This is a genomic window from Youngimonas ophiurae (nom. illeg.) (assembly GCF_049803795.1).
GTDB lineage: Bacteria > Pseudomonadota > Alphaproteobacteria > Rhodobacterales > Rhodobacteraceae > Thalassobius.
Map to the genome: position 1 here is coordinate 323,501 of NZ_JBNAGJ010000001.1, position 20,160 is coordinate 343,660.

The 20,160-nt window shown below is 63.1% G+C and carries 17 protein-coding genes and 1 pseudogene; 9 read left to right on the forward strand and 9 right to left on the reverse strand.

Going from position 1 to position 20,160, the window contains the following annotated elements:
• The first annotated feature begins 106 nt into the window (after positions 1–106).
• Positions 107–670, forward strand: coding sequence for an elongation factor P (gene efp / locus ACP15O_RS01715; protein ID WP_425094302.1), 564 nt, complete (start codon positions 107–109; stop codon positions 668–670).
• Between the two features lie 82 nt (positions 671–752).
• On the opposite strand, the gene ygfZ is transcribed toward efp, so the two are convergent.
• On the reverse strand, positions 753–1,484 hold the full coding sequence (ygfZ, locus tag ACP15O_RS01720; protein ID WP_425094303.1) for a CAF17-like 4Fe-4S cluster assembly/insertion protein YgfZ: 732 nt from the start codon (positions 1,482–1,484) through the stop codon (positions 753–755).
• A 68-nt stretch (positions 1,485–1,552) separates the two neighbouring features.
• Between ygfZ and ACP15O_RS01725 the strand changes: the two are divergent.
• Positions 1,553–2,161: pseudogene (locus ACP15O_RS01725) on the forward strand (glycosyltransferase); the annotation flags it as partial.
• Here the strand turns inward: ACP15O_RS01725 and ACP15O_RS01730 are convergent.
• Entirely contained in the window at positions 2,097–3,980 is a 1,884-nt protein-coding gene (locus ACP15O_RS01730; RefSeq protein ID WP_425094304.1) for an ABC transporter ATP-binding protein, read from the reverse strand. The pseudogene ACP15O_RS01725 and the gene ACP15O_RS01730 sit on opposite strands and share 65 nt — an antisense overlap.
• Positions 3,977–4,660: a phosphatase domain-containing putative toxin gene (locus ACP15O_RS01735; RefSeq protein ID WP_425094305.1), complete on the reverse strand. Its 684-nt coding sequence runs from the start codon at positions 4,658–4,660 to the stop codon at positions 3,977–3,979. The genes ACP15O_RS01730 and ACP15O_RS01735 overlap by 4 nt, the downstream gene beginning before the upstream one ends.
• Positions 4,661–4,799: 139 nt before the next feature.
• Here ACP15O_RS01735 and ACP15O_RS01740 point away from each other — a divergent pair, with 139 nt between their 5' ends.
• Both ACP15O_RS01740 and ACP15O_RS01745 read left to right on the forward strand, forming a co-directional pair.
• Entirely contained in the window at positions 4,800–5,429 is a 630-nt protein-coding gene (locus ACP15O_RS01740) for a hypothetical protein (RefSeq protein WP_425094306.1), read from the forward strand.
• 87 nt (positions 5,430–5,516) lie between these two features.
• Positions 5,517–6,713 carry a pyridoxal-phosphate-dependent aminotransferase family protein gene (locus ACP15O_RS01745; RefSeq protein WP_425094307.1) on the forward strand — a complete coding sequence of 399 codons (1,197 nt, stop codon included), beginning with the start codon at positions 5,517–5,519 and terminating at the stop codon, positions 6,711–6,713.
• Here the strand turns inward: ACP15O_RS01745 and ACP15O_RS01750 are convergent.
• Together ACP15O_RS01750 and ACP15O_RS01755 are read right to left on the reverse strand one after the other, a co-directional pair.
• Positions 6,710–6,871, reverse strand: coding sequence for a hypothetical protein (locus tag ACP15O_RS01750; protein ID WP_425094308.1), 162 nt, complete (start codon positions 6,869–6,871; stop codon positions 6,710–6,712). The two genes, ACP15O_RS01745 and ACP15O_RS01750, sit on opposite strands and share 4 nt — an antisense overlap.
• Before the next feature lie 62 nt (positions 6,872–6,933).
• Positions 6,934–8,043, reverse strand: a complete 1,110-nt coding sequence (locus ACP15O_RS01755; protein WP_425094309.1) for a pyridoxal phosphate-dependent aminotransferase — start codon at positions 8,041–8,043, stop codon at positions 6,934–6,936.
• A gap of 123 nt (positions 8,044–8,166) precedes the next feature.
• Here ACP15O_RS01755 and ACP15O_RS01760 point away from each other — a divergent pair, with 123 nt between their 5' ends.
• Positions 8,167–8,955, forward strand: a complete 789-nt coding sequence (locus ACP15O_RS01760; protein WP_425094310.1) for a crotonase/enoyl-CoA hydratase family protein — start codon at positions 8,167–8,169, stop codon at positions 8,953–8,955.
• A 90-nt stretch (positions 8,956–9,045) separates the two neighbouring features.
• Here the strand turns inward: ACP15O_RS01760 and ACP15O_RS01765 are convergent, their stop codons facing one another.
• Both ACP15O_RS01765 and ACP15O_RS01770 read right to left on the reverse strand, forming a co-directional pair.
• Positions 9,046–12,180 carry a valine--tRNA ligase gene (locus tag ACP15O_RS01765; protein ID WP_425094311.1) on the reverse strand — a complete coding sequence of 1,045 codons (3,135 nt, stop codon included), beginning with the start codon at positions 12,178–12,180 and terminating at the stop codon, positions 9,046–9,048.
• Between the two features lie 299 nt (positions 12,181–12,479).
• Entirely contained in the window at positions 12,480–12,914 is a 435-nt protein-coding gene (locus ACP15O_RS01770; protein ID WP_425094312.1) for an Lrp/AsnC family transcriptional regulator, read from the reverse strand.
• Positions 12,915–13,093: 179 nt separating this feature from the next.
• Here ACP15O_RS01770 and ACP15O_RS01775 point away from each other — a divergent pair, with 179 nt between their 5' ends.
• From ACP15O_RS01775 to ACP15O_RS01785, 3 genes are all read left to right on the forward strand, one after another.
• The gene (locus ACP15O_RS01775; protein ID WP_425094313.1) at positions 13,094–14,146 is read left to right on the forward strand and encodes an alanine racemase; all 1,053 of its coding nucleotides are present in this window, start codon (positions 13,094–13,096) and stop codon (positions 14,144–14,146) included.
• A 67-nt stretch (positions 14,147–14,213) separates the two neighbouring features.
• The gene (locus ACP15O_RS01780) at positions 14,214–16,508 is read left to right on the forward strand and encodes a xanthine dehydrogenase family protein molybdopterin-binding subunit (RefSeq protein WP_425094314.1); all 2,295 of its coding nucleotides are present in this window, start codon (positions 14,214–14,216) and stop codon (positions 16,506–16,508) included.
• Entirely contained in the window at positions 16,489–17,544 is a 1,056-nt protein-coding gene (locus ACP15O_RS01785) for a DUF2235 domain-containing protein (RefSeq protein WP_425094315.1), read from the forward strand. The genes ACP15O_RS01780 and ACP15O_RS01785 overlap by 20 nt, the downstream gene beginning before the upstream one ends.
• Positions 17,545–17,636: 92 nt before the next feature.
• Here the strand turns inward: ACP15O_RS01785 and ACP15O_RS01790 are convergent, their stop codons facing one another.
• Both ACP15O_RS01790 and metF read right to left on the reverse strand, forming a co-directional pair.
• A complete protein-coding gene (locus ACP15O_RS01790; RefSeq protein WP_425094316.1) occupies positions 17,637–18,125 on the reverse strand; it encodes a PaaI family thioesterase in 489 nt (162 codons plus the stop codon).
• A 66-nt stretch (positions 18,126–18,191) separates the two neighbouring features.
• The gene (gene metF, locus ACP15O_RS01795) at positions 18,192–19,058 is read right to left on the reverse strand and encodes a methylenetetrahydrofolate reductase [NAD(P)H] (RefSeq protein WP_425094838.1); all 867 of its coding nucleotides are present in this window, start codon (positions 19,056–19,058) and stop codon (positions 18,192–18,194) included.
• Between the two features lie 96 nt (positions 19,059–19,154).
• Here metF and ACP15O_RS01800 point away from each other — a divergent pair, with 96 nt between their 5' ends.
• Positions 19,155–20,060, forward strand: a complete 906-nt coding sequence (locus ACP15O_RS01800; RefSeq protein ID WP_425094317.1) for a LysR family transcriptional regulator — start codon at positions 19,155–19,157, stop codon at positions 20,058–20,060.
• Positions 20,061–20,160: the final 100 nt, after the last annotated feature.

Below are 20,160 nucleotides of genomic sequence, written 5' to 3' on the forward strand. Positions count from 1 at the left end.
AACTCTACGCGAACACCTTCTAAATCTCGTCTTCTTGCGCCGGGGGCCGACACAAGATATAGGAACGAGCAAATTCCGATCAACCTTTGAGCAAGGTTTTGCCAATATGCCTAAAATCAACGGTAACGAAATCCGCCCCGGCAATGTGCTGGAACATGACAAGGGCCTGTGGGTCGCGGTCAAGGTGGATCATGTCAAACCCGGCAAGGGCGGTGCGTTCGCTCAGGTCGAAATGAAGAACCTGCGCAACGGGTCCAAGCTGAACGAGCGTTTCCGCAGCGCCGATAAGGTCGAGCGTGTGCGCCTGGAACAAAAAGACCAGCAATTCCTGTATGAAAACGACGGGATGCTGGTGTTCATGGACACCGAAACCTTCGATCAGGTCGAACTGCCCGCCGATCTGCTGGGCGATCGCCGCCCGTTTTTGCAGGACGGCATGACCGTGGTCATCGAATATTATGAGACCGAGGCGCTGAACGTCACCCTGCCGCAAAAAGTGACCTGCAAGATCGTCGAGACCGAGCCGGTGGTCAAAGGCCAGACGGCTGCGAACTCGTTCAAACCGGCGGTTCTGGACAATGGCGTGCGCGTGATGGTGCCGCCGTTCGTGGGCCAGGACGAAGACATCGTGGTCAACACCGAGACCATGGAATATTCCGAACGCGCCTGATTGAAGGCCAGACATTGGCCGAACCTCTGGGAGGAGGTCGAGCGAAAGCCGGGTGATTGCCCGGCTTTTTGCTATTGTGATGTCAGCCGGGCCAGCTGAGCGTCGCATCGCCTGCCGTCATCGGCCCCTTGGCGCGGTCGAAACGCAGGTGGGCGATGGCGCGGCCGCCCGATTGGGTGAACAGGGTGCCGGCCTCTTTTGCGCCAGCCATGATCGGGGTGCCCACGGGGGCCGCGCCCTGGATCTCGACCACTGCCAGGCCTTTGCGCAGCTCGGTCTTGTGTTTCATCCGGGCGGTTACCTCTTGGCCGACATAGCAGCCCTTGCGGAAATCCACGCCGTGCAGACGCTCAAACCCGGCCTCAAGGATGAACGTGTCCGGTGTCAGCTCGATCCCGGTTTCGGGGATGCAATGGGCCACGCGCAGCGCCTGAAAATCGGTGCCGTCATCGCCGCCCTCGGGCCCATAGAGCCGCCAGCCAAGCGCATCGTGGCGCGGGTCCATCACGGCCCCCTGCGGCATTTCTCCGGTGCCGCGGGACACCTTCAGATCGGTTTCCGTCAGGCTGACATCCGCGCGCAGTTTGTACATGTTCAGCCGGGGCAACACCGCCGGCGCCAGCGCCGCGTCCATGTCCAGCAGCACGTCCGCCCCGTCCTGCACCAGGAAAAAATCGGCCATATACTTGCCCTGAGGCGTCAGCAGCGCCGCGTAAACCGGCCCATCGGCCAAGCGGCTGACATCATTCGTCACCAGCCCTTGTAGAAAATGCTGCGTGTCGCTGCCCGATATGCGGATGATCTTGCGTGACATTTTACTCTCCCGTCCTGCGCCAGAGTTTAATATAGGCTGGGAACGCGAGGACAACAGGGGATGCGAAAATGCGCGCAGCACTTAGCGTGGTGATACCGGCCTTGAACGCGGAAAAGGCGTTGCCCGCCTGTCTGGCCGCCCTGATGGAGGGGCTGGAGGCCGGGCTGATCCGTGAATTGGTGGTGTCGGACGGGGGATCGGGGGATGCGACGGTGCGCATCGCCGAGGAAGTGGGCGCGATTGTGCTGCGCGGCCCGGCCTCGCGCGGGGGGCAGTTGCGGTGCGGGGTGGCGGCGGCGCAGGGCGACTGGGTGATGCTGTTGCACGCCGATACGGTGCTGGAGCCCGGCTGGTCCGAGGCCGTGATCGCGCATATGCAGACGGGCGGGGCAGGGTATTTCCGGCTGGGATTCCGCGCGCAGGGACTGGCCGCAACATGGGTGGCCGGCTGGGCCAATCGGCGGGCGCGCTGGTTTGGCCTGCCCTATGGCGATCAGGGGCTGGTGGTGCCGCGCGCAGTGCTGGAGGCCGCAGGCGGCGTGCCGGACATCCCCCTGATGGAGGACGTGGCCCTGGTGCGGGCCTTGCGCGGGCAATTGCGCGCGCTGCCCGTCACCGCCCGAACAAGCGCCGAGAGATACGAGACAGAAGGCTGGTTTCGCCGGGGTCGCCGGAACCTCTGGCTGCTTTGCCGTTACCTTTGCGGCGCTGATCCTGCGCGGCTTGAGCAAGACTATCGGCGGTCGGGCCGTCGGTCTTGAATTGCAGGGCGTGCAGGTCGGCATAGATGCCGCCGCGCGCCAGCAAGTCGTCATGGGTGCCTTCGTCCACCACGCGGCCCTTGTCCATCACGACGATCTTGTCGGCGTTGCGCACGGTGCTCAGACGGTGGGCGATGACCAGCGTGGTGCGGCCGCGCGCCAGTTGATCCAGCGCCTCTTGGACGACCTGTTCGGATTGGGCATCGAGGGCCGAGGTGGCCTCGTCCAGCAGCAGCACGGGGGTGTTGCGCAGCAGGGCGCGGGCGATGGCGACGCGCTGGCGCTGCCCCCCCGACAGGGCCGAACCGCGCGGGCCCACGGGCGTGTCCAGCCCGCTCGCCAGTTTGGGCAGGAAGTCCTGCACATGGGCGGCCGTCAGCACCTTTGCCAGCTGGTCCTCGGTCACATCCGTACGGCCCAGCAGGATGTTTTCGCGCAGGGTTTCGTCAAACAGCGCGGCGTCCTGCGAGACCACGGAAAACAGCCCGCGCAGGTCCGGCAGAGACAGATCGCGCGCCTGGGTGCCGCCGATCAGCACCTTGCCCATCTGCGGGTCCACCAGCCGGGTCAGCAGGTTGAAAACAGTGGATTTCCCCGCGCCCGAGGCCCCCACCAGCGCGGTGGTCTTGCCCGCCGGGGCCAGCAGGGTCGCGCCGTTCAGAACCTTGGTGTCACCGTAGGACAGGTGGACGTTTTCCAGCCGAATTTCCGGCGTGCCCTTGGGGGCGGGTTTGGGCAGGGCAGGGCTGGTCAGGCTGGGCTGCGTGTCCAGCAATTCCTTGATGCGCTCGATCGCGGCGGCGGCGTTTTGCCAGATCCCAGTGACCGAGCCCAGACGGCGCAGCGGTTCAAACGCAAAGCCGATGGCGGTGAAGAAGGACATGAATTCGCCGATGGTTTTTTCACCCGCGATGATCTCGGCCCCACCAAACACCAGCACCCCCAGAAAGCCCAGCCCGGCCATGATGTCGATCAGACCGGGGATCGAGGCAGCGCCCAGTTTGGCCTTCACCTCAGCCCGGACCAGATCGCCGGTCAGGTCGCGGTAGCGTTTGGATTGATACCCCTCCAGCCGATTGAGTTTCACGGGGATGATGCCGTGGAACACCTCGTCCAGGCGGGTGGCCAGTTTGGCACCGGAATCGCGGGCCTCGCGGGCGCGGCGGCGGACGAATTTCTGCACGATGGCCGAGGGCAGCACCATGATCGGCGTGCCGATACAGGCGACCAGCGTCCATTGCCAATCCACTGACAGGGCCACGCCCATCAGGATGATCAGCGACACCAGATCGCGCCCGGCGCCGGTGATGATCGCGTTCCAGACCTGGCCCACGGCCTCGACATCCGCTTGCACGCGTTGGATCAGGAAACCGGGCGGGTGGGTTTGGTGAAAGGCGCTGTCCTGCTCCATCATGTGGTCCAGCAGTTCGGTGCGCATATCGGCGGCCGAGCGTTGCGAGATCAACGCCAGCAGCACCTTTTGCCCCACCGAGGCCAGCGCACGGACGATGAAAATCGTCAGAATCGCCCCGCCGACCCACCAGATCGCGCCGTGATCCCCGGCAACGAACACCTGATCGAACATCGGGCCCATCATCCAGCTGAGCGCGCCCAGCATCGACCCTTCCAAAGCCATGAACCCCAGCGCGGCCAGCAACAGCCACAGGTGTTTATGCAGATACTTGCGCCACAGCCAGCCCAGCAGGTGAACCGAGGAATCGTTCGGGTTGCTCATGCGCGGCCCTTTCTGTGGGCGTCGAATTCCGCTTGAATCTGCACCGGATCGTATTGCGTGGCGACCCAGGTTTCAAAGTCAATCGGCTGGACGGCATTGGCCGCAGCATAGCTGTCCAGAAAATGATCCAGCACGCCGGTTTTCGTCCATTTGAAGTGGATATAGCGGGGTGACAGCATCCGGCGGGCCTGCGCCACGGGTTGGCCCTCGATCACCAGCAGATAGATGGTTGCGGCCAGCCCGGCGCGGTCTGCCCCGGATTTGCAGTGCATCATCAAGGGTTTATCGGCGGCGCGAAAGACCGCGATCAGATCCAGCAGGCTTTGCACCGGGGGGGCTTTGCGTGCCTTCAACGGAACGCTGACCAGTTTCAGGCCCAGGGCGTCGCAGCTTTCGCGCTCGAACAGGTAGCGGGCGTGGGTTGCCTCGCCGCGCAGGTTGATCACGGTTTTGATGCCCATTTGCGCATATTTGACAAACCGCGCATGGACCGGCTGGTTTGACCGATACACCCCCGGCGCGATCTGGAAAAAATTGTGCCAGTTATAGCGCAGGATCGCATGATCCAGCCAGTGATAGTCGCGCATCGCGCGGGCGCGTTGGGCCGGATCGGAGATGTCGTAATCCGTTTTCAGCCGCAGGCTGCGTTCCCATTGCTTGAATTTGGCCAGCGGTTTCATGCGCATCCTGTGGCTGTTTCGTCGGGTCTTGTAGTGTTTGGGCGTCGGACTGGCAAGCGCAGGCAAAAGCGCCGGGGCTTTGACACCCGCGCAGGCACGCCATATGTGCAGGGCATTGCGCAAAGTAAAGAGGCCGGAAATGGCAGAGATCCAGATAGATGTCATTCCTCGTGTCCGGCTGCGGTTTTTCCGTGGCACGATCGGACGGCGCTGGCGCAAGCTGTATTGGGGCGCCTGGGCCATCTATGTGCCCGCAGAGCGGCTGAAACTGCTGCATTCGGTTGGCGGGCAGGTGCATTGCATCTATTACAAATCCCCAAAACGCGAGGCCATCCTGGCCGGCTATCTGAACAAGCCCAGCAAGACACCTGTAGAGGTCTGGCGCGCCGCACTGACAAAACCCGTGACGCGCCGGGTGGCGGAAAACTATGTCTGTTTGCAGCGGCTTTATGCGGCGGGTCTGGGGCCGCAGCCGCAGGGGCTGGTGGTGGTGCCGAATTACCGTGCGTGGTTTTCGCGCGGGCAGACTTTTACCGCCGGATACCGTGTGGCCGACATCAACACTTTGCCGGAAAAACAGCCCGCGACCGAGGCGCAGATGCGGGCGGCGGGCGTGATCCCCGATGGCAATCTGGCGTCGATCCGCGAGCAGATCCGAGGCTATATCAGCGATCTCAATTCCGTGCGCGGCGCGATGCCCGACGGGGGCGAACCCCAGATCGCCGCCATCGAGGCGCAGCTGAATGCAGCGCTGGAGGCCGCAGAGTGACGCGCGGGCCGGGGCCCGTAGAATTGCGGCATTGACGGCGGGCGCGGGGGGGATACTCTCGGCCTCTCGTGTAACGGAGCCTGCCTTATGAACCTGTCCAACGGTCGTTCCTATCTGGCCATTCCCGGCCCTTCCGTCATGCCCGACGCGGTACTGCGCGAGATGCACCGCGCCGCGCCCAATATCTATGAGGGCGAGCTGGTCGATATGATGGGCACGCTGATTCAGGGGCTGAAACATGTGGCCCGGACGGATCATCATGTGGCCATCTATATCGCCAATGGGCATGGCGCATGGGAGGCCGCGCTGTCCAATGTGCTGGCCCCCGGCGATCGGGTGCTGGTGCCCGCAACGGGCCGGTTCGGTCATGGCTGGGCCGACATGGCGCAGGGGCTAGGGATCGAGACAGAGATTCTGGATTTCGGCCGCAACGCTCCTTTTGATCTGACCCGGATCGAGGACGCCCTGCGCGCCGATACCGCCCATCGGATCAAGGCGGTTCTGGCCACGCATGTGGATACGTCCAGCTCGGTGCGCAATGACATTGCCGGGCTGCGCGCGGCGCTGGACGCGGCGGGGCATCCGGCCCTGTTGATGGCCGATTGCATTGCCTCACTGGGGTGCGATCCGTTCGAAATGGATGGCTGGGGCGTCGATGTGATGGTTGCAGCGTCGCAAAAGGGGCTGATGGTGCCTCCGGGGATCAGCTTTGTGTTTTTCAACGAGCGTGCCGCCCAAGCGCGTGCGGGGATGGCGCGTGTCAGTCGCTATTGGGATTGGGTGCCGCGCTATCAGCCCGAGATGTTCTATCACTATTTCGGCGGCACTGCGCCAACGCATCACCTGTATGGTCTGCGCATTGCGTTGCAGATGCTACAGGACGAAGGCTTGGAAAATGTCTGGGCCCGTCACGCCACGCTGGCCCGCGCGATCTGGGCCGCAGCCGAGGCCTGGGGGGCGGGCGGCCCGCTGACGCTGAACGTCGCCGATCCCGCGCAGCGCAGCCATGCGGTGACGGCTCTGCGTTTAGGCGCGCCGAACGGGACGGCTCTGCGCCGCTGGACAGAACACGAGGCCGGCCTGACCCTGGGCATCGGTCTGGGCATGGACGAGCCGGGCGATCCCAAGGGCGACGGCTTCTTCCGGATCGGCCATATGGGGCATCTGAATGCGCAGATGGTGATGGGGTTGCTGGGCACGATTCAGGCCGGGTTTGCCGCGCTGGAGATCCCGCATGGCCCCGGCGCGCTGGAGGCCGCGGCCAGGGTCATCGCGGCCCGCTAGGCCCCGCGTCCGGCCCGGTCGATCAGCGCGTTCAGGCCTGCCGCCAGCAGTAGCACGACCGGCAGTCCCCAAAGGCTCCAGACCAGGCCGAAAATCCATAGCAGGTTCACAAGCCCCATGATCAGGGCGGCGTTGGTGTAGTTGGGTGCTTCGCGCATGAGGGCCTCTTTGCACAGGATCATAGCGCGGATCGGGTAAACGACCTATGAAAACCCTGTGATCAGAGCGCCCGCGCCGCCGTCAGTGCCTGCGGAAGCGTCACCTCCAGCAGGTTCAGATCTTCGGGGCGGCCGGCACTGACGCGGATGCAGCGATCTTGCGGCGCAACAAAGGGCATCCGCACAAAGACCCCGCGTTTCACCAGTTCGGCCAGCACTTTGCGGGCGAAATCCCCGTCCTGGCCGCAATCCACCGCCACGAAATTGGTGGCCGAGGGCAGGGTGGTCAGGCCGTTTGCGGTGGCGATTTGGTTAATCCGGGCCCGCGCCTGTTCCACATTCTGAACGGTCTGCTGTAGATATTGCTGATCGGCCAAAGCGGCCAGCGCCCCGATCTGCGCCGCGCGGTTCATGCCAAAATGATTGCGGATCTTATTGAAGGCGGTGATCAGCGGCTGCGCCCCCAGGGCATAGCCGACACGCGCGCCAGCCATCCCATAAGCCTTTGAGAACGTACGCATTCTGATCAGTCGAGGGTCTTCGATCTCCACCTGCGCGGCGGTGTCTTTCGGGGCGAATTCCACATAGGCCTCGTCCAGAATGAACAGCGTATCCTCGGGCAGCTCGGCCATCGCGGCCACAATATCGGCCCCCGTGTGCCAGGTGCCCATCGGATTGTCCGGATTCGCCAGGTAAACGATTTTCGCGTTAACCTCTGCGGCTTTGGCGAACAGGGCGGCGGGGTCTTCGTGGTCGCCGCGATACGGCACCTTGTGCAGCACGCCGCCAAACCCCGCGACGTGATAGTTGAACGTGGGATAGGCCCCCTCTGAGGTCACAACAGAATCGCCCTGCGCCACCAGCAGCCGCACCAGATAGCCCAGCAGCCCGTCGATTCCCTCGCCCACGACGATGTTTTCGGGCCGGATGCCGTGCTGCGCGGCCAGGGCCTGCCGCAGATCATAGGATTCGGGATCGCCATACATCCACTGCTCTGCTGCGGCGTCCGACATGGCGGCAATCGCACGGGGCGAGGGGCCAAAGACGTTCTCATTCGCGCCCAGGCGGGCCTGAAACGGCCGCCCATTGGCGCGCTCCTGCGCTTCGGGGCCGACAAAGGGCACGGTGGCGGGCAAAGAGTCGCAAAGCGGGGTGTAGCGTGGTCCGGTCATGGGCCCAGATAATCGCAAGCCCCACCCCGAGGCAAGCCATAGCCGGCCGTCAAACTGCCCCCACGTTTCGGTAGATTTCAGCGAGCTTTGCCCGATACTGACCGCAAAACCGGAGGAGACACCATGGCCCGCGTATCCATTGAAACCGAGAACCACATCGCCCGTGTCACGCTGACGCGTGGTGATAAGATGAACGCTCTGGACACTGACATGATGGAGGCCATCGTCGCCGCTGGCGAAAGCCTGCGAGGCAGCTCGGATGTGCGCGCGGTGGTCTTGTCCGGCGAGGGGCCGGGGTTCTGCGCGGGGCTGGATACGTCAAACTTTACAAAATTTGCCGGGGCCGACCCGGTCGAACTGCTGATGCCGCGCACCCATGGCGATTGTAACCTGTTCCAACAGGTCAGCATGGTCTGGCGGCAGGTGCCCGTGCCGGTGATTGCCGCGCTGCATGGGGTGGCCTATGGGGGCGGTCTGCAACTGGCCTTGGGCGCCGATATCCGCATCGCGCATCCCGAAACGCGCCTGTCGGTGATGGAGATGAAATGGGGTATCGTGCCGGATATGGGCGGCATGGTTCTGCTGCCGCGCCTGCTGCGCTCGGATGTGATGCGCAAACTGATCTACACGGCGGATCAGATCGGTGCCAAAGAGGCCGCGCAAATGGGGCTGGTCACCGAATTGGCCGACGATCCGCTGGCCTCCGCGATGGCTCTGGCCGATCGGATGACGCGCCAGAGCCCGTCAGGGCTGCGCGCCGCCAAGCGCCTGATCGCCTTTGCCGAAAGCGGTGCGGATGACGTTGCTGTTCTGGCCGAAGAAAGCCGCGCCCAGGCCGATTTGATCGGCAAGCCCGATCAGGTCGAGGTCATCATGGCCAACATGCAAAACCGCGCGCCCAAATTCCGCTGAGCGAAACTGAACGACCTCCTCGCGTCATGTGATGCCGGGCCGGCCGCAGGCCGGCCCCCCCCGCCCGCCGCAGGCGAGGCTGATCTATGATCAGCCCAGCTCTTCCAGACGGGCCAGGGCCAGTTTCAGCTTCTCTTCCTCGGCCTCTTTCAGCGCCAGGTTGCCGCGGGTTTCAGCCACGACCTCCTCCGGGGCGCTTTCGACAAATTTGGGGTTTTTCAGACGTCCACGCAGGCCGCCCAGCTCCTTACCCAGTTTTGTCAACCCCTTGGTCAGGCGCGCTTTTTCCTCGTCCACGTCGATGATATCGGCCAGCGGCATCCCGAAAGTGCCGCCCTCGACGGGGATCGTTGCGGTGCCCTTGGGGAAATCGGCCGCCTCGGTCAGGCTGTCGATCCGGGCCAGGCGCTTGATCAGCACTTCGTTATTGGCCCAGGCGGCTTTGCCGGCCTCGTTCAGCCCGCTCACCAGCATCGGCACATACAGCCCCGCCGGCACATGCATCTGCGCGCGGGCCGAGCGGACTTCTTCGATCAGCGTGATCACCCAGTTCATTTCGCTGTCCGCGCCCGTGTCGATCAGATCGGCGCCGGTGTATTCGGGCCAATCGGCATGGACCAGCATTTTCGCGCGCTCGCCGGTATTGCCCCACAGCTCTTCGGTGATAAACGGCATGATCGGGTGCAGCAGGATCAGGCATTGATCCAGAACCCAGCCCATCACGGCGCCGGTTTCGGCTTTTTCCGCGTCCGAGCCATCCAGCAGCAGTGGTTTGGAAAATTCCACGTACCAGTCGCAGACCTTGCCCCAGACGAAGGCATACAGCGCGTTGGCCGCGTCATTGAAACGGTAGGCAGCCAGCGCCTCGTCCACCACTTCGCGGGTGCGGGCGACCTCGCCGATGATCCATTTGTTCACCGTGGCAGTGGCCGCTGGGATGTCCGAGGACGGCGCGCCATTGGCATAGACGCCATTCATTTCCGCAAAGCGCGTGGCGTTCCAGATCTTGGTGCCGAAGTTGCGATAGCCCTTGATCCGGTCCTCGGACAGTTTCAGCACGCCGCCAATTGCCGCCATCGAGGCATTGGTGAACCGCAGCGCATCCGCGCCGTATTCGTCGATGATCTCCAGCGGGTCGATGACGTTGCCGGTGGTTTTCGACATCTTCTTGCCCTTCTCGTCGCGCACCAGCTGGTGCAGGTAGACGGTATGGAAGGGAATTTCATCGACCACGGCCAGCTGCATCATCATCATCCGGGCGACCCAGAAGAACAGGATGTCAAAGCCGGTGATCAGAACGTCGGTGGGGAAGTATTTCTCCAGCTCGTCCGTCTGTTCGGGCCAGCCCAGCGTGCCGATGGGCCACAGACCCGAGGAGAACCAGGTGTCCAGCACATCGGGGTCGCGCACGCAAAAAGCTGTGAAACGACCTTGAGCGTCAAATAATCCGCTCGAGCCCCCCTGATGGTCCCCCATGTATGGACGCATCATAGTACCAGATTGATTCTGAATAGAAATATCCACGTAGTCAGGAAGGCGGCTTCGAAATTGCTCTAGGGCTTTTTCTTCCGTCGGTGCGCATTCCGATATTTGCACAAGTTCAAAGATGCAATCTTCAGGCTGTTCGACTTCTTGAGGCTCATCTGTAGCGTTTTCAAGTACAGTTCTAACCCACTCGGAATGACGCTTCGCCGCTTCCCAGTCGGAGGGTATCCACGTGTACCAAACCGGGATCTGATGCCCCCACCACAGCTGGCGCGAGATGCACCAGGGCTCGATGTTTTCCAGCCAGTGGTAATAGGTCTTCTCGCCCGATTCAGGGATGATCTTGGTCTTGCCGGTGCGCACGGCCTCCAGCGCGGGCTCCACGATTTTCGAGGTTTCCACGAACCACTGGTCGGTCAGCATCGGCTCGATCACCACTTTGGAGCGGTCGCCGAAGGGCTGCATGATCGGCTTGTTTTCCACATAGGGAACAACGACTTCGACCTCGTTGCCCTCGTCATCCTTGCGGGTCTCGGTCGTCATGACGGCCAGACCTTCGTCGGTGATCTGGCTGACCACCAGCTTGCGGGCCTCGAAGCGGTCCAGCCCGCGGAATTCCTCGGGCACCAGGTTCAGCGCGTCCACTTCCATTTCAGCGAAATCCGCGCCATCCGCGATTTGCTGCGCGCGGGTGGCGCAGGTGGCGTAATCGCTGCCGTCCGCGCGCATGTGGCCGCGCGTGTCCATCAGGCGGTACATCGGAATGCCGCCGCGCTTGGCCACCTGGTAGTCGTTGAAATCATGCGCGCCGGTGATTTTCACCGCGCCCGAGCCGAAATCGGGATCGGGGTATTCATCGGTGATGATCGGGATCAGGCGGCGGTGTTCCTTGGGGCCGACGGGGATTTCACACAGCTTGCCCACGATGGGCGCATAGCGTTCGTCCGAGGGGTGCACGGCCACGGCGCCATCGCCCAGCATGGTTTCCGGGCGCGTGGTGGCGATCGAGATATAATCGCGGGTTTCGCGCAGGGTGACGTTGCCGTCTTCGTCCTTCTCGATGTATTCATAGGTCTGCCCGTCCGCCAGCGGGTATTTGAAATGCCACATGTGGCCGGGGGTCTCGATGTTTTCGACCTCCAGATCGGAAATGGCGGTTTCGAAATGCGGATCCCAGTTGACCAGACGCTTGCCGCGATAGATCAGGCCCTTGTTGTACATCTCCACGAAGACCTTGATCACGGCATCGTGGAAATTGCCGTTCTGATCGGACTCGGGCGCACCGGGGGCGCCGGACATGGTAAAGGCGTTGCGCGACCAGTCGCAGCTGCTGCCCAGACGCTTGAGCTGATTGATGATCGTGTCGCCGTACTGGCCCTTCCATTCCCAGACCTTTTCCAGGAATTTTTCGCGGCCCAGTTCGCGGCGGCCGGCGTTGCCCTGGGCGGCCAGCATCTTTTCGACCTGCAACTGGGTGGCGATGCCCGCGTGGTCCTGACCGGGCTGCCAGAGCGTATCGAACCCGCGCATCCGGTGCCAGCGCACCAGAATGTCCTGTAGCGTGTTGTTAAAGGCGTGGCCCACGTGCAAAGCGCCCGTCACGTTGGGCGGCGGGATCATGATGCAGAAAGTTTCCGCGCGCTTTGCATTCGCGCCCGCAGTGAAGCAGCCAGCCTTTTCCCATGCCTCGTACAGGCGGTTTTCAGCTTCGGCCGCGTTGAAGGTCTTTTCCATCGCCATGATCCAGATCTCGCGTCATATCATCAGTTGCGCACCCGTCTAGCGAATTGCCGGGCGAAGGGAAAGCGGCTTGATCCGATTGAGCGCGCTGGTGCGCGCGCAGGATGTCTCGTCCTTGGCCTGCGGCCGCGTCCTCGGGTTTGGCGCGCTTGTCATCGGTTTGTCTGTGCGGGACCGGGGCGCTGTGAGTATTTGCATCAGAAAGAAACGCGCAGTTTGTGATTTTCGGATGCGCGGGGTGGGAAGATGACGGAATGCGGCTTCTTTCTGATAAAAATACTCAATTGCGGGGGCATGAGTTAGAGGCGACGGTCGAGTTTGGTGGTCAGGTGGATCAGGCTTTCAGAGCTGCGCACGCCCGAGGTTTCGCAGATGCGATCCAGAACGGTGTCCAGTTCCTCGGTGGTGTCGGCGCTGAGGGTGACGACCAGATCGAAGCGGCCCGAGGCAGTGTGCACGGTGTCCACCTGGGGCTGGGATCTGAGCCGGGCGAGGATTTTCGGGCTGGCGGCGGCCTCGATGCTGAGCAGGACGGTGGCGCGCAGGCTGGGGCGGTGGGCGGCACCCAGTTTCAGCGTGTAGCCGGCGATGGTGCCGTTGGTTTCCAGCTTGTCCAGGCGGGCCTGCACCGTGGTACGCGCCAGGCCCAGGCGGCGCGCCAAGGTGGCGACGGGCATTCGGGCGTTTTCAGCCAGAAGGGTCAGAAGGGCGCGGTCTGTTTCGTCGATTGGCATGGTTTTCCCTGCAATGTGACGGAATTTTTCGTCAGTATAGGCGGTGTGCCGCTTCGGATCGACTGAAAACTGGGTCAGGCTGGGGGAAACAGCATGTGGAGGCTACATTTATGCGCGCGGAACCCTATTGGTTGGATCCTTTGACTCATTTGCGGCGGCAAAGGCCGGATCATGCGGTGATGTATTTCAGTCCGATGGTGTTGCAGCGTCAGGCCGCGCGGTTTTTGCAGGGTTTTCCGGGGATGGTGACCTATGCGGTTAAGGCCAACGCCCGCCCCGAGGTGCTGGTCAATCTGGCCGCAGCGGGGATCGAGGGGTTCGATGTGGCCTCGCCCGCAGAAATGGAGGCGGCGCGGCAGGCCAACCCGCAGGCGGCTTTGCATTACAACAATCCGGTGCGCACCCCTGACGAGGTGGCGCAGGCGGTGCGGTTTGGGGTGTGCTCGGCCTCGGTGGACAGCCTGAGCGAGCTGGAGAAGCTGGCCCCGCTGGGGCCGATCGAAGTGTCGGTGCGGCTGGCGCTTCCGGTGGCGGGGGCTGTTTACGATTTCGGCGAAAAATTCGGCGTCGGGCCCGAGGCGGCGGTGGATCTGCTGCGCGAGGTGGCCGCGCGTGGGCACAGCCCGGCGATGACCTTCCATCCGGGGACGCAATGCTCGGACCCTGAGGCCTGGGTCAGCTATATCCGCGTGGCGGCAGATGTGGCCGCGCGCGCCGGGGTGGCGTTGAAGCGGCTGAACGTGGGGGGCGGGTTTGCCGCGCACCGATTGGGCGAGGCCCCGGATTTGGAACGTGTCTTTGACCGGATCGGGCAGGTGACGCGGGCGTCTTTTTCCACGATGCCGGAACTGGTATGCGAGCCCGGCCGCGCCATGGTGGCCGAGGCCTTTACGCTGGCCACGCGGATCAAGGCTCTGCGGCCCAACGGGGCGGTGTTTCTGAATGACGGGATTTACGGCGCATTGTCGGAAATGCGCGACATCAGCGCCAGTGACCGGGTGCATGTGTTCGACCCGCAGGGCCAGCCGCGCGGGGGCGCGATGATCAGACGCGTGGTGTTCGGCCCGACCTGTGACAGCCTGGACCGGCTGCCCGATCCGGTGGCCTTCCCGGCCGAGGTGCAAGAGGGCGATTATGTGCTGTTCTCGGGGATGGGGGCCTATTCGCTGTCTATCTCGACCCGGTTCAATGGCTATGGTGTGGGGGATCCCGTCACCGTTGCGTCATTATAGCGGGGGGCTCTGGACAGGGCGCATTGTCCCGCTAAGCTCGACCTTAGGGAAACAGAGGGGCGAGCGGATGGAGAAGTTCGGGAAAAGTCAGCCGGTCACACGGGTCGAGGATCTGCGGTTTCTGACCGGGCAGGGGCGCTATGTGGATGATGTAGCGCCCGAGGATGCGCTTTATGCCTATGTCTTTCGCTCGCCCGTGGCACATGGGGTGATCACAACGCTGGACGTGACCGAAGCCGCCCAGGCCGAGGGCGTGCATCTGGTGCTGACCGCCGAGGACTTGCAGGCCGCAGGCATCACACGCAGCCTGTTTGGCGTCACCGTGAAGAACCGGGACGGCTCAAAAGGGGCCAGCCCCTACCGGCCCATCCTGGCGCAGGGCAAGCTGCGCTATGTCGGCGAGCCGGTGGCGATGATCCTGGCCGACACCCTGGCGCAGGCCAAGGATGCCGCCGAACTGATCGAGCTGGACTATGACGAACTCCCTGCCAAGATGGATCGCGCGCCGGGCGGCCCGGCCGTGCATGACGATGTGCCCGACAATATCGCCTATGACTGGGCCCTGGGGGACGAGGCCGCCTGCCAGGCCGCCTTTGATCGCGCAGCGCATGTGGTGCGGATGCAGGTGGATGACAACCGGGTCATCGTGAACGCGCTGGAGCCGCGGGGCTGCTATGCCGAATGGGACGGGGCGCGGCTGCATATGTGCTATAACGGGCAGGGTGTCTGGGCCCCCAAGGCGCAGATGGCCAAGGTGCTGAATCTGGATCCTGAAAATGTGCGCGTGACGATGCCCGATGTGGGCGGCGGGTTTGGTATGAAGGCGCCGCCCTATCCGGAATATTATGCCGTGGCCCATGCCGCGATGACACTGGGCCGCCCCGTGCGCTGGATGTCCGACCGGACCGAGGCGATGCTGTCCGATCACCACGGGCGCGATCTGATCAGCACCGCCGCGCTGGCCTTTGACGCCGATTACCGCATCATCGGTTACCGCGTGGACACGGTGAACAATATCGGGGCCTATAACTCGAATTTCGGGCAGATCATTCAGACTCAGCTGTTTTCACGCGTGTTGATGGGGGTTTACGACGTGCAGGACACCTATATTCGCGCGCAGGGTATTTATACGAATACCGTCTACACCGATGCCTATCGCGGTGCCGGCCGCCCCGAGGCGAACTATCTGCTGGAGCGCATGATGGACCGCGCCGCGCGCGAGCTGGGGGTGGATACCTGGGATCTGCACCGCATCAACTTTATCGCGCCGCATCAGTTCCCCTACAAATCCGCCACGGGCGAAACCTATGATGTGGGCGCCTTTGCCCGCGTGCTGGATCATGCCAGCGAATTTGCCGATCAGCCGGGCTTTGCCGCCCGCAAACGCGAAAGTGAAGCGCGCGGAAAACTGCGTGGGCTGGGCCTGTGTTACTATATCGAAAGTATTTTGGGCGATCCTTCGGAAACGGCGAAGGTTGAATTCAATGAGGACGGCACCGTGACCATCTATGTCGGAACGCAATCGAACGGGCAGGGCCATGAAACGGTCTATGCCAAGTTCCTGTCCGACCAGACCGGCATTCCCTTTGATGCGATCAGGGTGGTGCAGGGCGATAGCGATCGGATCCGGACGGGCGGCGGCACCGGGGGGTCTCGGTCTGTGACGGTGCAGGCCAATGCCACGCTGGCGACGGTGGCCGCGATGGTGCAGGCGCTGACACCCTATGTGGCCGAAAAAATGGGCGTCGCGGCGGGGGATGTCCGCTTTGACGATGAAACCTTCCGCGCGCCCGGATCGAACCTGACCCCCACAATTTTGGAGGTGGCCCGGATGGCCCGCCAGGATGGGCGGGCCGATCTGCTGACGCATGAACAATCCGCCACCTTGCCCGCGCGCTCTTTCCCCAATGGCGCTCATGTGGCCGAGGTCGAGGTAGACCCGGACACCGGACAGGTCGCTCTGCTGCGCTACTCGGTCGTGGATGATTTTGGCAATCTGATCAATCCCTTGCTGGCCGAGGGGCAGGTTCATGGCGGCGTCGCTCAGGGTATCGGTCAGGCCTTGATGGAGCACACGGTCTATGACGAAGACGGCCAGCTTCTGACCGCGACCTTCATGGATTACGCCATGCCGCGCGCCGCCGATCTGCCGTTCATCCGGTTCGAAACGGAACCCGTGCCCTCGACCGCAAACCCGATGGGCATGAAGGGCTGTGGCGAGGCAGGCACCGTCGGCGCCATGGCCGCCGCCACCAATGCGGTGCAGGATGCGCTGTGGGATCGCGGCGTGCGGCAGGTGGATATGCCGCTGACTCCGATGCGCGTTTGGGAATACCTGCAAGATGCTGAAACGACTGGGTAAACGCATATTCGCCAGGCTCTGGCCGGGGCTGAGGGCCAGGCACTCGGCCCCTCAGCCCACCACGCGCGGGCCCCTGACCCATGTGATCATTCTGGACGGCACCATGTCCACGCTGGAACCGGGCCGCGAGACTAACGCCGGGCTGACCTATCGGTTGCTGTCGGAAATGGGCGCGCAGGTCTCTGTTTATTACGAGGCCGGCTTGCAGTTTCACGACTGGCGGCGCGGCTATGACGTGATGATCGGGCGCGGAATCAACCGGCAAATCCGCCGCGCCTATGGCTATCTGGCCAGCCGCTATCGCCCCGGAGACCGGATTTTCCTGATGGGCTATTCACGCGGGGCCTATGCGGTGCGCTCTTTGGCGGGGGTGATCGATCAGGTCGGCCTGCTGCGCCCCGAACACGCGACCGAGCGGCAGATAACCCTGGCTTACCGGCACTATCAGACCATCTCGGGCAGCCCCTCGGTGCGGGTGTTCACGCGCGAATATTGTCACGATAAGGTCGAAATCCAGATGATCGGGGTCTGGGATACGGTCAAATCTCTGGGCCTGCGCCTGCCGGTCCTGTGGAAATGGTCCGAGCCCCAGCACGCGTTCCACAGCCATGCGCTGGGGCCCTCGGTCAGACACGGGTTCCATGCCCTCGCGCTGGACGAAACCCGACAAGTATTCGAGCCGGTGATGTGGGATTGTCCCGACCCGGCAACCAAACAGGTCGAGCAAGTCTGGTTCCCCGGCGCCCATGGCGATATCGGCGGGCAGTTGGGCGGCTTCCATGCCGCCCGCCCGCTGTCGAACATTCCGCTGGTCTGGATGCTGGAACGCGCTGAAACCTGCGGCCTGCCTTTGCCCAAAGACTGGCACGCGCGCTTTCCCTGCGATCCCCAGGCCCCCTCGGTCGGAACATGGCGGGACTGGGGCAAAATGTTCCTGCTACGCCGCCGCCGCGTGGTCGGGCGCACCCCCTGCGAAAGACTGCACGAAACCGCCGTGCACCGCGAAACCGGCCTGGCCCTGTGGCGCCCCGTTTAGCCTCCCCGTTCAGAACAGCCGACAGACGGATCGGGCTTCTTTTTGACAGAAATACTCCGGGGGGAAGGCCGCAGGCCGGGGGGCAGCGCCCCCTACCGCAGCTTCATCACAATACAGGTGGTAGAGCCGGTGGCATAGAGCTTGCCATCGCTTACCCCGCGAATGTCCCCATGCGCGATGCCGGTTGACCGGCCAACATGCTGCACGATCCCCACCGCTTCGATTTCGGTGCCCAAAGGAATGGGGCGCAGGATATTTATCTTGTATTCCAACGTGGTATAAACGCTGCCCCTGGGGACTTTGGTCATCACCGCGCAGGCCATGCAACTGTCCAGAAGCGTCCCGTACCAGCCTCCGTGCACGGTGCCCATCGGGTTCGTAAACCCGAATTCGGGGGTGCCGGTGAACACGGCGCGGCCTTCGCTTACCTCGGACAGGTGATAGCCCAGCAAATGTGCGATGGGCGGGCCCGCGATGTCCCCGCGTGCCATTTTCTGCATGGCCTCCAGCCCCGACATGGACAGCATCTCATCCTGTGTCGGCAAATCCAGAGGTGATTGCGCCACCTTGCGAACGGTCATTCCGCGCCTCCCTTTATCATTCGTATGCGAATGGTGGCGCGGTCCGGCCCGACAGGCAAGAGCCCGTTACGCGACGTTTTCCAGGGTCGTTTTGGGGGTGACCCCCAGCGCGTGGCACACATCGCGCGTCAGTTCGGGCCGGTTCAGCGTATAGAAATGCAGGCTGTCCACGCCGCCGTCGATCAGCTCGCTGCACAGTTCGGTGGCCAGGGCGGTGGCCAGCAGATCCTCGCGCCCGTCGCGCGCGGCCTTGTCAAAGGCCTCGTCCATCCAGGCGGGCACGGTGGCACCGCAGCGGCGGGCAAAGTTGCGCGCCCCTTTCCAATTGGCGATCGGCATGATGCCGGGGATGATCGGCTTGTCGATCCCGGCCTTTTCACAGGCATCGCGGAACCGGAAAAACGTCTCGGCTTCAAAGAAGAACTGGGTCAGGGCCTCATCCGCGCCGGCGTCGAATTTGCGTTTCAGATAGTTCACATCGGCGGCGCTGCTTGCGGCCTCGGGGTGCTTTTCAGGGTAGGCGCCTACGCGGATGTTGAATTTGCCGGTTTCGGCCAGCGACTCGATCAGCGCGACCGAGCTGGCGAACCCATCGGCATGGGGCTGGAACGCGCCGGTGCCCTTGGGCGGATCGCCCCGCAGGGCCACGATGTCGGTCACGCCGGCCTCGGCGAATTGATCGGCAATCGCCAGAGTTTCGGCGCGCGTGGCGTTCACGCAGGTCAGATGCGCGGCCACGTTCAGGCCCGAGTGTTTGTGGATCGTGGCCACGGCATCGCGGGTCAGATCACGGGTGGTGCCGCCCGCACCGTAAGTCACGGACACGAAACGCGGGGCCATCGGCGCCAGAACCTGCACAGTATCCCACAGGCGGAACGACGCCTCCAAGTTCTGAGGCGGGAAGAATTCGAAAGAAATCGCAGGCACGGTCATCGGTCTATCCATATTTAGGTTGGTTCCTCTTGTCGCAGATTTCGCTTTGTGAGACAACTTCATAAAACTAAACACCAACATGAGGCGCGCTCACATATGCACATCGAATTCCGCCATTTGCGGACGATCAAGGCAATCCACGAGGCCGGGGGCATGGCGCGCGCTGCGGATGTGTTGAACATCACGCAATCGGCTTTGTCGCATCAGATCAAACACTTGGAGGATCAGACCGGGGTTGAGCTGTTCATCCGGCGCTCGAAACCGTTGAAACTGTCGGCGGCGGGGATGCGGCTGCTGCGCGCGGCGGATAAAATCCTGCCCGAGATCGCCGCGCTGGAGGAAGAATTCAAGGGAATCGTCACCGGCAAGGCCGGGCGGCTGCATATCGCCATCGAATGCCACGCCTGTTTCGAATGGCTGTTCCCGGTGCTGGAACAATTCCGCAAGGCCTGGCCCGACGTGGATGTGGACATCCGCCCGAACCTGGCCTTTGACGCGCTGCCCGCCCTGGCCAAGGAGGAGGTGGACCTGGTGATTTCCTCGGACCCCGAGGATATTCCGGGCGTCGAATTCCTGCCCCTGTTCGATTATTCGCCCGTTTTTGTGGCCTCGTCCCAGCATCCGCTGGCGCAGAAGGACTATATAGAGGCCGAGGATTTCCGCGGTGAGACGCTGTTTGCCTATCCGGTGGATCGCTCGCGGCTGGATGTGTTCAAAATGCTGCTGAAACCGGCCGGGGTCGAGCCCGCCAATATCCGCCGGGTTGAGCTGACGGCGATGATCCTGCTGCTGGTGGCCTCGAACCGGGGGGTGGCGGTGATGCCCGATTGGGTGGTGCGCGAGGTCAAGTATAACTCGGATTACGTCACCCGCCCGCTGACCAAGGGCGGGCTGACGCGCAGGCTCTATGCGGCGGTGCGACAGGACGATGCCACGCGGCCTTATTTCGCCCATTTCACCCGGCTGGCCCGGACCGAGGCGGTAAAGCTGCAACGCCAGTAAGATTTACCGAAAATCGGCCGGAATTTCGGGGGGCAGGGGGTGCATCCCCGTGCTTGACGGTTGGCAAAGCGGTTTTGCCGTCTTATCCCTTGGCAAACAG